At 67.6% G+C, this 14,332-nt stretch carries 13 protein-coding genes and 1 tRNA gene; 4 read left to right on the top strand and 10 right to left on the bottom strand.

Annotated elements, in window-relative coordinates; genetic code table 11:
• Positions 1-164 precede the first annotated feature (164 nt).
• Both MWN33_RS00090 and MWN33_RS00095 read right to left on the bottom strand, forming a co-directional pair.
• Complete coding sequence (locus tag MWN33_RS00090; protein ID WP_247198006.1) at positions 165-3,233, bottom strand: autotransporter outer membrane beta-barrel domain-containing protein; 3,069 nt, start codon at positions 3,231-3,233, stop codon at positions 165-167.
• 498 nt (positions 3,234-3,731) lie between these two features.
• Positions 3,732-3,807: transfer RNA gene (locus MWN33_RS00095), tRNA-Ala, on the bottom strand.
• A 170-nt stretch (positions 3,808-3,977) separates the two neighbouring features.
• Here MWN33_RS00095 and MWN33_RS00100 point away from each other — a divergent pair.
• Together MWN33_RS00100 and MWN33_RS00105 are read left to right on the top strand one after the other, a co-directional pair.
• On the top strand, positions 3,978-4,262 hold the full coding sequence (locus MWN33_RS00100) for a YggT family protein (protein WP_247198008.1): 285 nt from the start codon (positions 3,978-3,980) through the stop codon (positions 4,260-4,262).
• Positions 4,259-4,594 (top strand): DUF167 family protein, encoded by a 336-nt coding sequence (locus MWN33_RS00105; protein WP_247198012.1) that lies wholly within the window; start codon positions 4,259-4,261, stop codon positions 4,592-4,594. The genes MWN33_RS00100 and MWN33_RS00105 overlap by 4 nt, the downstream gene beginning before the upstream one ends.
• 21 nt (positions 4,595-4,615) lie before the next feature.
• Here MWN33_RS00105 and MWN33_RS00110 read toward each other — a convergent pair whose 3' ends face one another.
• The 3 genes from MWN33_RS00110 to MWN33_RS00120 all read right to left on the bottom strand — a co-directional run bounded on the left by MWN33_RS00110 (position 4,616) and on the right by MWN33_RS00120 (position 7,470).
• Entirely contained in the window at positions 4,616-5,125 is a 510-nt protein-coding gene (locus MWN33_RS00110) for a GNAT family N-acetyltransferase (RefSeq protein ID WP_247198013.1), read from the bottom strand.
• Positions 5,126-5,246: 121 nt separating this feature from the next.
• Positions 5,247-7,076, bottom strand: a complete 1,830-nt coding sequence (gene typA / locus MWN33_RS00115; protein WP_247198014.1) for a translational GTPase TypA — start codon at positions 7,074-7,076, stop codon at positions 5,247-5,249.
• A gap of 160 nt (positions 7,077-7,236) precedes the next feature.
• Positions 7,237-7,470 carry a hypothetical protein gene (locus MWN33_RS00120; protein ID WP_247198015.1) on the bottom strand — a complete coding sequence of 78 codons (234 nt, stop codon included), beginning with the start codon at positions 7,468-7,470 and terminating at the stop codon, positions 7,237-7,239.
• A gap of 208 nt (positions 7,471-7,678) precedes the next feature.
• On the opposite strand from MWN33_RS00120, the gene MWN33_RS00125 reads away from it, so the two are divergent.
• Positions 7,679-7,945 (top strand): hypothetical protein, encoded by a 267-nt coding sequence (locus MWN33_RS00125; protein ID WP_247198016.1) that lies wholly within the window; start codon positions 7,679-7,681, stop codon positions 7,943-7,945.
• A 10-nt stretch (positions 7,946-7,955) separates the two neighbouring features.
• On the opposite strand, the gene MWN33_RS00130 is transcribed toward MWN33_RS00125, so the two are convergent.
• Positions 7,956-9,071 carry a site-2 protease family protein gene (locus MWN33_RS00130; protein WP_247198017.1) on the bottom strand — a complete coding sequence of 372 codons (1,116 nt, stop codon included), beginning with the start codon at positions 9,069-9,071 and terminating at the stop codon, positions 7,956-7,958.
• A 160-nt stretch (positions 9,072-9,231) separates the two neighbouring features.
• Here MWN33_RS00130 and MWN33_RS00135 point away from each other — a divergent pair, with 160 nt between their 5' ends.
• Positions 9,232-9,753, top strand: a complete 522-nt coding sequence (locus MWN33_RS00135; protein WP_247198019.1) for a pyridoxamine 5'-phosphate oxidase family protein — start codon at positions 9,232-9,234, stop codon at positions 9,751-9,753.
• A gap of 345 nt (positions 9,754-10,098) precedes the next feature.
• Here the strand turns inward: MWN33_RS00135 and MWN33_RS00140 are convergent, their stop codons facing one another.
• The 4 genes from MWN33_RS00140 to MWN33_RS00155 form a co-directional block, all read right to left on the bottom strand.
• Complete coding sequence (locus MWN33_RS00140) at positions 10,099-11,325, bottom strand: argininosuccinate synthase (RefSeq protein ID WP_247198021.1); 1,227 nt, start codon at positions 11,323-11,325, stop codon at positions 10,099-10,101.
• Positions 11,326-11,475: 150 nt separating this feature from the next.
• Positions 11,476-12,006 carry a hypothetical protein gene (locus MWN33_RS00145; RefSeq protein WP_247198022.1) on the bottom strand — a complete coding sequence of 177 codons (531 nt, stop codon included), beginning with the start codon at positions 12,004-12,006 and terminating at the stop codon, positions 11,476-11,478.
• Positions 12,007-12,012: 6 nt separating this feature from the next.
• Entirely contained in the window at positions 12,013-13,245 is a 1,233-nt protein-coding gene (rlmN, locus tag MWN33_RS00150; protein ID WP_247198024.1) for a dual-specificity RNA methyltransferase RlmN, read from the bottom strand.
• Between the two features lie 267 nt (positions 13,246-13,512).
• Positions 13,513-14,316, bottom strand: coding sequence for a GyrI-like domain-containing protein (locus MWN33_RS00155; protein ID WP_247198025.1), 804 nt, complete (start codon positions 14,314-14,316; stop codon positions 13,513-13,515).
• Positions 14,317-14,332 lie beyond the last annotated feature (16 nt).

Below are 14,332 nucleotides of genomic sequence, written 5' to 3' on the forward strand. Positions count from 1 at the left end.
AGTTATCGGTTTCAAAAGGACGCCGACGCCCGCAGGCGTTGCGGGTGCAGATCGGCGACGCGCGACGGCCCAAACCGACGGCGGGACGGACGAGGCTACGGCAAAGACTGCCCCGCCGGGCATCGATCTGCGCAGCGGGGCAGCGGGAGCGTGGGAGGGCGCCCTCAGAAACGGAGCTGGCCGCCGAGCTTGATGCCGACGCCGGTGCGGTCCTCGGTGAAGTCGAAGCTGCCCTGCACGAAGCCGCCATAGCTGTTGGTCAGGTCGCTGACCGCAAGGCCCGCGCTCAGATCGCCATAGACGCCCTTCTGCTCGCCCGCATAGCTGCTGTCGAGCGCGGGCACGACGACGTTGTCGTCCGCCAGGAATTCATAGCCGAGCGTGAAGATCGTGTAAGGCTTCAGCAGGACGCGTTCGTTGCGGAAATTGCCGGCAAGGCGCAGCCGGCCCTCGGCCGCCAGACCCGTCGTGTCGTCGAAGCCGGCGGTGATGGCGGCCACGTTCACCGTGTCGAACGAAGTGTAGCTGGCCTGCAGCGCCACCGAGGGTTCGACCACCAGCGTGCCGTAGTCGAGGCGCACGCCGGTCTCGACCCGGCCACCCACGCTCGATCCGCTGAAATCGGTCGAGACGGAGGCCAGCGTCATGTCGACGTCGAACACCTGGCCCATCACGATGCCGTTCACGAACACGCCGTTGCCGGCGACATAGGTGGCGTAGGCGCCGAACAGCGGCCCGTCGATCGCGGCATCGGTGGCGCCGGCGTTGAAGTCGAGCGTGGAGCGCCCGTAGCCGGCGATCAGGCCCGCCGCGACGAAGTCGCTGCCGACTTCGCGGGCGAGGTCGAGGCCGCCCTGGAAAACGCCGGTGTCCATGTCGTAGCCGTCGCCGTTGGAGGTCTCGCCGGTCGCCTTCAGCCAGAGCCGTCCGCTCGGCGCGCCCGGACCCTGGTCGATGCCGGCGAAAGCGGAGGACGGCGCCTTCACCGGCGCGTAGGACATCGGTGCGGCGGGCGCCGCCGCCGCGAAGAACAGGTCGCGCAGCTCGTCGATGCGGTCGGTGACGAGCTGGGTCGAGATGCCGAGAAGGTTGCGCGCGGCAGAGGCGGTGTCGCTTAGGGCGGCGGCGCCGTCGACGTTCACGCCGCGGGTGAGCGACCAGGTCTCGTCCTCGCCGCTCGCATAGGCGAGACCGTAGTTCACGAGGCCGTAGGACTGGTCCATGTAGAAATGGCTGGCGCCGGCGGGGGCATCGCCTTCGACTGTAACGACGGTGATGGGAGACGCGGCGGCCCAGTTCACCGTGGCGAGCTGCCAGGGATTGGCCAGCAGCACCTCGGTCCGGCCGCTCACATCGCCCTCCACGTGCAGCGCCGGTATCGCCGAGACATCGGCGGCCGACGGCCAGCTCAGCGACAGCCGCGACAGGCCGGTGCCGGTGTAGTCGCCGAGGATCGAGGTGCCGCCGCCATGCGCGGTGGTGGCGACGATGTTGAGAATGCCCGCATTGACGAAGTCCCCTTCGAACCCGGTCTTGTCGAGCGCCCAGATCGCCCCGCTGTTGCGGAAGGTGCCCGAGGCGGCGTCCGCCGTGATGGAGGACAGGCCCGTGACGACCCAGGAGCCGGAATTCGTCACCGCGACCGCGCCGGTCGTATCGGGGATGTCGATGCCCTCGGAGACGGCGGCCGGCGTCTCCACCACCACGCGCCCGAACAGCACGCCGGCATTGCCGATGGACACCTCATCCGCCCGGACGGCGGAGAAGATGGCGAGATTGCCGGCGGCCTGCGAAAGGCTGCCGAACTCGCCCGCCGTCATGCCTGGCAGCTTCGCGGCGTCGAAGCCCTCGTCGAGATCGAGGCCCGCGCCCACGACGCCGCCGGCCTCGTTGATGAAGGAGGCTGTGTTCACGTCGCCGGACAGCGTGACGAGGCCGAAGGTGCCCTGCGGATCGGGCACGGTTGCGAACGCCGTAACGATCCCGCGATTGGCGATGGTCAGGTCGCCGCCCATGGCGCCCGCATAGGCGGGAATGTCGTCGCCGACGATGACGGCGCTGTCCTGCGCGCCGACATGTATCGCCGTACTCGCGCCCTTGATGAGGCCGGCATTGTCGATGACGACATCGCCGTCCGTGCTCATCAGCCACGCGCCCCAGCCATCGGGAGCGACGAGGCTGCCGCCGGCGAGGTTGATCAGCTCCGCCTTGCCATAGGTCTGCGACCAGATGTGCGCACCGTTGTAGAGCGTGGCGTAGACGTTCCGGTCCAGATTGTCGTGCGAGGTGATCGCGCCGCTGTTGACGAGGGTGGCGTCGCCGGAAACCGCGCCGCCGGCCCACACGTTGACGCCCGGACCGTCAAACGAGGTGACCGTACCGTAATTGGTCAAGATGGCGCTGTTCGTGTCCGACCACACGACCACGCCCCGGCGGCCGTTCGAGGTCACGACGCCGTTCACATCGTTCACAACGCTGGCGAGGCCGTTGTAGCTGTTGACGCGAAGGCCGTCATTCATCGCCGTGACAGTGCCGTCATTGTAGATGCTGACGGGGACGACCTCGGCCGCCGAATGGCCGCCATCGGCAAGGATGCCGTAGGTGTCCCAGGCATCGTAGACGGTGTTGGTGGTCGTCACCGTCCCGTAGTTGACGATCGAGACGCCGCCGCCATTGGCGAGGCCAGCGATGCCGTTCGTGCCCATCGGATCGGGCGTTGCGCCGGCGATGACGGTGCCGCGATTCGTGATCGTGACGTTGCCGCCGATATAGGTGTCGCCGGCCGGCCAGCTTGGGGTTTCGGTGGAGGCGACATAGACTCCCGTCTCGTCCGGCGCGATAGAGACGTTCTCACCGATATTGACCGTGATGTCGCCGCGCACTGTGCGCACGTCGACGCCGTCATAGAGCTGGCCGAGCACCGTCGTGGTACCGGTCAGGTTCAGGGTGATGTCGGTCGGGTTGGCAGCGTCGTCATCCGCCTTGAAGAGGATGCCCGGCCCGCCATTGGTGTTCGAGCTGAAGTAGCCATTGTCGACATTCAGCGTCGCGGACGGCCCGGTGGCGGTCGCCGAGAGCCGCTCAGCGGTACAGTTGAGAATGGTGACGGCGCCTTCATAGGTCACCGTGCCGGCATTGGTGCAGATGGGGCCGGCCGTCGCGGTCGTCGCCGCGAGGACGACGCCACCCGATACCACAAGCCCGGCAAAAAGCGGTTTGCGAACAAAAACCATCTGCACCCCCGTCGCCGTTTCTTGCCCTGCTCCTGAATGGAACCAACGGCAAGACGCGCCAATGCCAAAGTCGCCACTTCCTCTACGGCAGGCTTTCCATTCGCACGACCTGTTGCCATGGGGTGACAGTCGCTCGGGTCGTCAGGCGAGAGGCTACTCCACCGCTGCGCCATCCGCTGTCTCGACGGCTGGCGGCGGACCACGCGAATACGCTATCTAAGGAGCGCCATGCCCTCGTTCAGCGATCTTCTCGATTTCCACCTTCAGCCGAGCATGATCTTCGGCCTGATCGGCATCATCATGCTGGTCGCCATCGCCGTCATAACCTTCTGGGGTTTTGACGAGTGAGCCCCCGCGCCGGCACGGCACCCGGGCGGGAGCCAAATGACAGACGGGTCGCCACATATGGTGGGCCGAAGACCTCAGAATGGGCGGAGTCGGCACAGGCTGGCCGATTGCCGGGACGGCACGGGCGCGCCCGTCGCGGAGGCTGGGAAATGGTGGAGCCGAGGGGATTTGAACCCCTGACCTCTGCAGTGCGATTGCAGCGCTCTCCCAACTGAGCTACGGCCCCAAGCCTCAGGCCGCGCCTTGTACGTTCGGCGCCCGCCCGCTGTCAAGGCGGCTCGACGGGTCGGCGGGACGTGCCTGTGAATCGGGGTTGCCGCAATGCGGCCGCGCCATTAAGCATCTTGACGGGCGGCGGTTCGCGCGTCGCCCGCCGGTCCCCTTCCGAGGCTCACGATGTATTCGTTCATCTGGCTTTTCGACACGCTGATCACGCTCTATGTCTGGATCCTCATCGGCTCGGCCATCCTGTCGTGGCTGGTGGCGTTCAACGTCGTCAACCCGCACAACCAGTTCGTCCGCAGCCTCGGCGAATTCCTCTGGCGCGTCACCGAGCCCGTGCTGGCGCCGATCCGCCGGCTGCTGCCCAATCTCGGCGGCATCGACGTCTCGCCGGTGATCCTGATCATCCTGCTCTATTTCATCCGCAACCTGGTCATCGAGCTGCTGGTCGGCGCGTGAGCGCCGCCCCGGCCTGGAGCCTCGGCCCGGATCACGTGCTGGTAACGGTGCGCGCCACCCCGCGGGGCGGGCGCGACGCCATAGACGGGCTGGTCGTGCTCGGCGACGGCCGCCCGGCACTGAAAGCCCGCGTATCCGCGATAGCCGAGGACGGCAAGGCGAACGAGGCGCTGGCCCGCCTGCTGGCCAAGGCCGCCGGCATCGCCCCCTCCCGGGTCGAGCTGATATCCGGCGCCACCGGCCGCACCAAGAGCTTCCGCCTCGCGGGCGACCCGCAGGACATCGCCGCGCGGCTCGCGGCGCTTACCGGTGCGTCTTCACGGAGCGATTAGCCGCCGCGGCGAGCGGAAGGCTCAGCCGTTCCAGCCGAAGGCGAGCTTTTCCAGCGTGCGCTCGCCGAAGGTCTCGGTCGAGCGGGCGACGCCCAGCCCGCCCATGGCGCGGTAGAAACCGACGGCTGGCTCATTGGCGGCCAGCGCCCATACCGCCATGCCGTCGAAGCCGGCACTGGCGAGTTCCTTGCGCGCATCGGCGAACAGGCGGCGGCCGAAGCCGAGCCCCTGATATTCCGGCCGCAGATAGAGTTCGTAGATCTCGCCCTCATAGGGCAGGCCGCGCGCCCGGTTGCGCCCGACATTGGCGTAGCCCGCCACGCTGTCGCCGAAGGTCAGCACGACGACGCGCGAGCCGCGCTTCAACGCGGTCTCCCACCAGGCGGGGCCGCGCCGCTGGATCATCTTTTCCAGCTCGAAGCCGGGGATCAGCCCGCGATAGGCGAAGCGCCATGCCGAGTCGTGGATCTCGGCAATGTCGGCCGCGTCGGCCGGGCGAGCCCGGCGGGTCTCGATGAGGAGCGTGCTCATGACCCGATGGGAGCAAAACCGCTCCCCCGGATCAAGAGCTTTCCGCGCGTAAGGCGATTTCGTTCCACCGGAGCGTGGCACGCGTGCCACGCCGAGGGAGCTCCTTCCGCAGCGCGAGGGCTCAGACGCCCTCGGCTTCCTTGCGGCGCTCCTCGCGCTTGCGCTCGTTCGGATCGAGCCAGCGCTTGCGGATGCGGATCGACTTCGGCGTCACCTCGACCAGCTCGTCGTCCTGAATCCAGGCCAGCGAGCGCTCCAGCGTCATGCGGATCGGCGGGGTGAGCCGCACCGCTTCGTCCTTCGACGTGGTGCGGATATTGGTGAGCTTCTTGCCCTTGAGAACGTTCACTTCGAGATCGTTCTCGCGGTTGTGCTCGCCCACGATCATGCCCTGATAGACCTTCCAGCCGGGCTCGATCATCATCGGGCCGCGATCCTCGAGGTTCCACAGCGCATAGGCCACCGCCTCGCCCGCCTCGTTGGAGATCAGCACGCCGTTGCGGCGGCCGGGAATCTCGCCGCGATGCGGCTGATAGGCGTGGAACAGCCGGTTCATGATGGCGGTGCCGCGCGTGTCGGTCATCAGCTCGCCCTGGTAGCCGATGAGGCCACGGGTGGGGGCGTAGAACACCAGGCGCTGGCGACTGCCGCCCGAAGGCTTCATCTCCACCATCTCGGCCCGGCGCTCGGACATCTTCTGGACCACGACGCCGGAATATTCCTCGTCGACGTCGATCAGCACTTCCTCGATAGGCTCAAGAATTTCGCCGGTCGCCTCGTCCTTGGAGAACACCACGCGCGGACGCGAGACGGCGATCTCGAAGCCTTCGCGGCGCATGGTCTCGATCAGCACCGAGAGCTGCAGTTCGCCGCGACCGGAGACGAAGAACGAATCCTTGTCGGACGACTCTTCGATCTTCAGCGCCACATTGCCTTCCGCCTCGCGCAGCAGGCGGTCGCGGATGACGCGGCTCGTCACCTTGTCGCCCTCCGTGCCGGCGAGCGGCGAATCGTTGACGATGAAGGACATGGTGACGGTCGGCGGATCGATCGGCTGGGCCTTGAGCGGCTCGGAGACTTCAAGCGCGCAGAAGGTGTCGGCGACCGTGCCCTTGGACAGGCCGGCAATGGCGATGATGTCGCCCTGCACGCCTTCCTCGATCGGCTGACGCTCGATGCCGCGGAAGGCGAGGATCTTGGAGACGCGGCCCTGCTCGACCAGCGAGCCGTCCTGCGCCAGCACCTTGATGGACTGGTTCGGCTTGATCGAGCCGGAGGTGATGCGCCCGGTGATCATGCGGCCGAGGAAGGGGTTGGCTTCCAGCAGCGTCCCGATCATGGTGAACGGGCCGTCGTCGACGGTCGGCTCGGGCACGTGCTTGAGCACGAGATCGAACAGCGGCGCCATGCCCTGATCCTGCGGGCCCTCCGGGCTCTCGGCCATCCAGCCATTGCGGCCGGAGCCGTAGAGGATCGGGAAGTCGAGCTGCTCGTCGGTCGCGTCGAGCGCCGCGAACAGGTCGAACACCTCGTTGATCACTTCCTGCGCGCGGGCGTCCGAGCGGTCGACCTTGTTGATCGCCACGATGGGGCGCAGGCCTACCTTCAGCGCCTTGCCGACCACGAACTTGGTCTGCGGCATCGGGCCTTCGGCGGCGTCGACCAGCACGATGGCGCCGTCCACCATGTTGAGGATGCGTTCCACCTCGCCGCCGAAATCGGCGTGGCCGGGGGTGTCGACGATGTTGATCCGGGTGTCCTTCCAGACCACCGAGGTGGCCTTGGCGAGGATGGTGATGCCGCGCTCCTTTTCGAGGTCGTTCGAATCCATCACACGCTCGGCGACGCGCTGGTTCTCACGGTAGGAACCGGACTGCTTCAGCAGTTCGTCCACCAGCGTGGTCTTGCCGTGGTCGACGTGGGCGATGATGGCGATGTTGCGCAGCTTCATATGAAAACACCAAAAAGCGGGCCCGAAGGGCTTCGGACCCGCGTGAATTTTGCGGCGCACTATACTGAGAAAGCCCGCAAAGGCAATGACGGCGCCGCATCGGCGTTCAGCGCCGGGGCGATGACGCTGCGCAAGCCCGGGGCCGGAACGTCGACCCGGCTCAGGAATCGCGGCGCAGCTCCCAGAGCCGGCGGATCTGCGCGGGCTTGAGGATGGCGCCGTCGTCGGTGCGCAGCCAGGCCAGTTCGCGATTGGCCGGCGCCTGCGTCATCGCAAAGGCGACGGCATCCTCCACCGAGCCGAATTCATAGGCGTCCGGCCAGGTATCGGGGGCGTCGACCGTGTGGGAAGGCGGCCAGTATTGCAGCCGGACGGGTTCGTGTGCAGTAGCCATGAACCTCTCTCCTCGGCGCGCGAACGAGTGGAGATGCCGCAACCGCGCGCGCTGGAACGGGCGCGACAATGCGGTCAACGTACACCGGGGCCGGAAGGTTCCGAACCGCGGACGGCGCGGGGCGTGCGCGGCAGCCCTTGAAGAGCGCGGAGGCCGGCCCACCTTGAGTCAATCTGGGGAAGGTCTTCCGCAAACCGAGGAGAGGGCGATGATCGACGACAGCGGCAAGCCGGGCACACCGGAGTACACCGAACGCGAGATCGACGAATCGGTGGAGGACACGTTCCCGGCCAGCGATCCGCCCGCGCTCGGCGGCATTACCGGGGAGGTCCCGCCATCCGACGGCGGCGTGCCGGGTGGCACGCAGGTGATGCCGCCGCCCTCCGAAGACGAGATCGACGAGGCGCTGGAAGAGAGCTTCCCGGCCAGCGACCCGCCCTCCTTCACCCCGGTGACGGGCGTCAAGGAAGGCTGAGCATCGCCGCCTAGCCGGCCGGCCGCTTCGCCCACGGGCCGAAGCGCGCGTCCGGCTGGGCGGCCCGCAGCATCATCATCTCGCCGACATTCTCCGCCGACAGCAGGCCGATGAGCTTGCCGGACGGATCGACCACGCCGACCACCGGCGCGCCACTCTCGGTGATCTGCTTCAGCGCGCGGTCGAGCGGCGCGCGTGCGCCCACCGTCGGCACGTCGCCCTGCATCGCCTCGATCACCGAGGAGGCAGGTCCCTTGGCCTGCAGCGCGTGGATCATCGCGTCGCGGGTCAGCACGCCGCGCAGATGGCCGGCGCCGTCGACGATCGGAAACTCCTTCTGCGTCGTGCGGATCAGGGCTTCCGCCGCGTCGCCCACGCTCGCCTGCGGGCCGAGCGTCTCGAAATGCGTGATCATGGCGTCCTGCACCAGCAGCCCCTGCGCCGCCTGCTTCATCTGCACCTGCCCCGCCTCCCCCGTCGCGGCGAGGAAGACGAAGACGGCGATGATGATCAGCATCGGATTGCCGAAGATGCCGAGGATGCCGAGCATCACGGCGAGCCCCTGCCCGATCGAGGCGGCGGTCTGCGTCGCCTGCGCGTGGCTCATCTTCAGCGCCAGCAGCGCGCGCAGCACACGTCCGCCATCCATCGGGAAGGCCGGGATCAGGTTGAACACGACGAGGAAGATGTTCGCCGCCGCCAGCTTGGCGACGAGGCCCATTTGCGGATTCTCGATGTTCTCGATGTGCTCGACCCCAACATTGCCGCCGAGATAGAGCAGCAGCAGCACGGCGATAGCGACGTTCACCAGCGGCCCGGCAATGGCGACGACGAGTTCCTCGGACGGCTTCTCGGGGATGCGCTCCAGCCGGGCAATGCCGCCGAAGGGCCAGAGCGTCACTTCCGGCGTCTTCACCCCGTAGCGGCGCGCCGCGAAGATGTGGCCGAACTCGTGCAGCAGCACGCAGAAAAACAGCAGCGCCACGAAGGCCACTCCCTCCCAGGCCGCGCCTGTCCCGCCCTGCCGGTAATAGGCGACCCAGATCCACACGAGGAACAGCAGGAAGGTGACGTGGATGCGGACCGCGGTGCCGTAGACATGTCCGACGGTGAGCGACCAGGGCATGGGGAACTCCGAAAGCGGGGAACGGGCCGTGGCATGAGCTTAGCTGGTAATCATGTCACCCCGAAAGCGCTCCCGCACGAGACGGGGCCGGGACGAGGGAACTCCCGCGCCCGCCGCCGGTTGCCGTGCGACACGTCACCCGCAACGGGAGGAAATCCACATGGGCCAGTCGACCCCGTCCACGTCGAACGAACGCACCACCGCCGAGGCCATCGACCGCGCCTGGGAGCTGATGGGCGATATCCGCATCTGCATGCTCGTCACCCGCGAGGGCGAGACGTTGCGCGGCCGCCCGATGGACGCCCACCCCTCGCAGGAGGAAGGCTGCATCTGGTTCCTCGCCGACCGGCGCGGCCACAAGGATGAAGAGCTGATGCGCAACCCGCAGGCGATGCTCGCCTTCGCCCATCCCGGCCGCAACGATTTCGTCTCGGTGTCGGGAGAGGCCGAGATCGTCGAGGACCGCGCCAAAATCGACGCGCTGTGGAGCGACATGAACAAGGCGTTCTGGCCGGAGGGCAAGACCGACCCGAGTATCTGCGTCGTCCGTTTCCTGCCCGAGCGGGCGGAATATTGGGACGGCCCGTCCTCGTCGATCATGGTGGCGCTGAAGATGGCGGCCGCCCGCATGACCGGCCGGCCGACCGACCTCGGCGAGAACCGCAAGGTGCCGCTGGACTGAGGCGGCCGGCGCCAACAAATTGCCCGTCATCCCGGACGGCCGCAGCCGGTCCGGGATCGCGCGGGAGTTGGCGTGCGATCCCGGCTCTCGCTCCGCTCGGCCGGGATGACGGCCTTGAGCCAGCCTCTCCCCGAGCGGCCTCCACGCACCTTGCGGTCGCGAAAGGCGACGGGCACAGGCTCACAGAATAATCGACGTCATGGCCGGGCTTGACCCGGCTATCCACGTATTCGCGCCAAACTCGTGCGTGCACAAGTCGTGCCCACCCAAGTCGTGTCCAGCCGAGTCTTGGATGCCCGGCTCAAGGCCGGGCATGACAGCGGGACAACGACCCGCCGAGCCGCTTCAGCGTACCTTGCGGTCGCGATTGGCCAGCGTGCGCAGGCGCAGCGCGTTGAGCTTGATGAAGCCCGCCGCGTCGCGGTGGTCATAGGCCACCGCACCTTCCTCGAAGGTCACGAGGTCCTGATTGTAGAGCGAGTAGGGCGAGGACCGCCCGACCACCTCGACATTGCCCTTGTAGAGCTTGAGCCGGACCTCGCCGGTGACGAATTCCTGGCTCTTGTCGATCAGCGCCTGCAGCATCTCGCGCTCGGGCGAGAACCAGAAGCCGTAATAGATCAGCTCCGCATAGCGGGGCATGATGTCGTCCTTCAGATGCGCCGCGCCGCGGTCGAGCGTGATGCTCTCGATGCCGCGATGCGCCTGAAGCAGGATCGTACCGCCGGGGGTCTCGTAGACGCCGCGCGATTTCATGCCGACGAAGCGGTTCTCGACGAGGTCGAGCCGGCCGATGCCGTTCTCCTTGCCGAGCTCGTTGAGCCGCGTCAGCAGGCCGGCCGGCGACAGCGCCACGCCGTCGATGGAGACAGCATCGCCCTTCTCGAAGCCGATGGTGATGTAGCTCGCCTTGTCCGGCGCCGCCTCGGGCGAGATGGTGCGCTGATAGACATATTCGGGCGCTTCCTCGGCCGGGTCCTCCAGCACCTTGCCCTCGGAGGAGGAGTGCAGAAGGTTGGCGTCGACCGAGAACGGGGCTTCGCCGCGCTTGTCCTTGGCGATCGGGATCTGGTGGCTCTCGGCGAATTCCAGTAGGCGCGTGCGCGAGGTCAGGTCCCATTCGCGCCACGGCGCGATCACCTTGATCTCCGGCTCCAGCGCGTAATAGGAGAGCTCGAAGCGCACCTGGTCGTTGCCCTTGCCGGTGGCGCCATGCGCCACGGCATCGGCGCCGACCTTGCGGGCGATCTCGATCTGCTTCTTGGAGATCAGCGGGCGCGCGATGGAGGTGCCGAGCAGGTATAGCCCCTCATAGAGTGCGTTGGCACGGAACATCGGGAACACGTACTCGGAGACGAATTCCTCGCGCACGTCCTCGATGAAGATGTTCTCCGGCTTGATGCCGAGCAGTTCGGCCTTCTTGCGCGCCGGCTCCAGTTCCTCGCCCTGGCCGAGATCGGCGGTGAAGGTCACCACCTCGCAGCCATAGGTCGTCTGCAGCCATTTGAGGATCACCGAGGTGTCGAGACCGCCCGAATAGGCGAGCACCACCTTCTTCACGTCGTTCGCCATGTCAGATTCCGAGAAAAGGTCACGTTCCGCAGGAAAGAAGCCACGCCGCAGGAAAGAAGCCGCGCTTCTGAAAGCGCGCGGACTATAGGCATGGCGCGCGCCGGTGCAAGTTGCGATGTGCATCGCCCCGCCGGTGCCGGCGTGTGTCCCTCAGATGGCCGGAGGTGCCGGCGGCGGAGGCAGGGGACCGACGGACGGCGCCGGGGCGACAGCCGGCGGCGCGGGTGGGCGCGCCGGCCCGATCGGCTTCCAGAAGCCGGCGCTCCACCCCGCCACCAGCCAGTAGCCGAGCCCGCCGGCAAGGCCGGCCGCGACGATGTAGAGATTGCCGTCGAAGGGCACAGGCGCCTGCGCATAGGGCGCGAAGACCGAGGCGGCGAGCCAAGCCGAGACGGCGCCGTTGGCGACGTGGAAGATCCACGAGCGCACCGCGAAGGCCTCGGCGAACAGAATGCCGATCAGCGCCACCGCCCACATGGCCAGCACCACCATGACCAGCAGATAGCTCGCCGCCGCCAGCGCGTCGAACAGCGCTTCCGCCTGCACTTCGGCATTGCCGGCGAGAACGTCGCCCAGCCGCCAGTAGCCGAACAGCACCACGCAGAAGGAGGCGATGAAGCCGACGATCATGCCCAGCGGCACGATGATGAAGCGCAGCAGCAGGCGCAGCAGATTGTCCATGATATCCTACTCGGCCGACGCCGCCATGGCCCGCAACGCGAGGCGCTCGCGGGCGGAGAGCTTCTCGGTCTCGCTCTTGAGCTGGCCGCAGGCGGCGAGGATGTCGCGCCCGCGCGGCGTGCGCACCGGGCTGGAATAGCCGGCGCGGAACACGATGTCGGAGAACTGCTCGATGGTCTCCCAGTCCGAGCATTCGTACTGCGTGCCCGGCCACGGGTTGAAGGGGATCAGGTTGATCTTGGCGGGAATGCCCGCCAGCAGCTTCACCAGCGCCTTGGCGTCGGCGGGGCTGTCATTCACGCCCTTCAGCATGACGTACTCGAAGGTGATGCGCTTGGCGTTGGAGGCCGGCGGGTAGGTGCGGCAGGCGTCGAGCAGGTCTTTGAGCGGATACTTCTTGTTGATCGGCACCAGCACGTCGCGCAGTTCGTCGCGCACCGCGTGCAGCGAGATGGCGAGCATCGGTCCGACCTCGCGGCCCAGCCTCTCGATCTCCGGCACCACGCCCGAGGTGGACACGGTGATGCGGCGCTTGCCGATGCCGAGCCCCTCGCCATCCGCCAGCACCTCGATGGCCTTGGCCACCGAGTCATAGGCATAGAGCGGCTCGCCCATGCCCATGAATACGATGTTCGTCACCAGCCGGTCGCCCTCGGTCGGCAGGCCCGGGCCGACCGCGCGCTCACGGCCGGGATAGTCGCCGAGACGATCCCGCGCCACCATCACCTGCGCGACGATCTCGGCGGCGGAAAGGTTGCGCACGAGGCGCTGCGTGCCGGTGTGGCAGAAGGAGCAGTTGAGCGTGCAGCCGACCTGCGAGGAGACGCAGAGCGTGCCGCGGTCGCTCTCGGGGATGTAGACCATCTCGACGTCGTGCGGCTTGTCGCCCTTGAGGTCGGGCGGCAGGCGCAGCAGCCATTTGCGGGTGCCGTCGTTCGACACCTGCTCGACCACGACCTCGGGACGGTCGAGGGTGAAGGCCGCACTGAGCGTCTCGCGCAGCCCCTTGCCGACATTGGTCATCTCGTCGAAGGACAGGGCGCCACGCAGATAGATCCAGTGCCAGAGCTGGGCGACGCGCATCTTGCGCTCGCGCTCCGGCAGGCCGATCTCGGCGAGCGCCGCGGCGAGGCCGGCGCGGTCGAGCCCGGCCAGCGAGCGCCGCGTCTCGGCGCGGGCGATCTGTACGGGAGCACGCGCCCCGGCGGCGGACGCCGCAGTGGTATCGATCAGGTTCATCGCTTTATCGAAGGTGAGTGTTTGCGCGCCTCATAGCACAGCGCGCCGTTCGTGGCGAATGGGGACTGGCAACGCCGCACGCCATGGCGCCAGCCGTTTCTGCAGAAGTATCTCTGCTGGATCCCGGATCGGCGTTCCGCCTACGGCGTCACTTGTCCGGGACACGGATGCCCGACACAACACGGTTTCCCGGACGAGGTGCGCGAAGCGCGCCGATGATCCGGAACCCCGCGAAAACTCTTCGGCGAGATTCCCTCGTGGCAGCGGCTATTTCAACGGCACCCAGATGTCGATGACGAGATCGTCCGGCGAGGTGGTGCGCGGGTCGGAGCGGTACTCCTCGACATAGAGGTCCTGCGCCTCAAGGTCCTTGGCGTCGAGCAGGTTGGCGATCTGCTCATAGGTCGGGTCCATCGCGTCGTAGGAGCCGCGATGGGTGAAGCGCAGCGCCCGCCCGGCCGGCGAGGCGGAGAACTCGGCGCCGTTCTGCGGTTTCTCCGTCGTCGCACCCTCGAAAGGCACCGCCGCCTCGAAGTCGAAGCCGAGGTCGTCCGTCGCGGTATAGATGACAAAGGAGGCGCCGTTCGGCTTCAGCTTGAGCCGCGCCAGCTCGGCGTCGATGTCCTTGAGCGTGGCGACGATGGTCTCGAAGGCCTCGTCCCAGCTCGCATGCGACTTCTTCATCAGCACCGGCACGGGCACCAGCGTCGCCTCGTCGCCGAAGCCGTCCGGCCGCTTCAGCGGATCGGAGGCCGGGGCCACGGCATGCGTGTCGACGCCCTTGGGGTCGATGACCGGCGGCGCCACCAGCGTGTCGTCGTCGAGCGTGTCGCCGTCGAGCGGCTGCCCCTCCCCTGAAGGAGCGGGATCGGCCGGCTCGGGATTTGGCGGCGCGGGGTTTTCGGGAGCCGGATTGGCGGGCGCTGCCTCGGGCGCGGCCTGTGCCGGCGGCGCCCCGGGCGCGGGCGCCTGCGCGTGCAGTGGCGACGGCCCGAGCGTGCCCACCGCGAGCAGCGCGGCGAGAAGGAACAGCCGGCGCATCGGCAGGCGAGCGGGCGGAGGCAGCAGCATGATCGGATCACCGGAA

This window comes from Ancylobacter koreensis (assembly GCF_023016525.1).
GTDB classification, from domain to species: domain Bacteria; phylum Pseudomonadota; class Alphaproteobacteria; order Rhizobiales; family Xanthobacteraceae; genus Ancylobacter; species Ancylobacter koreensis.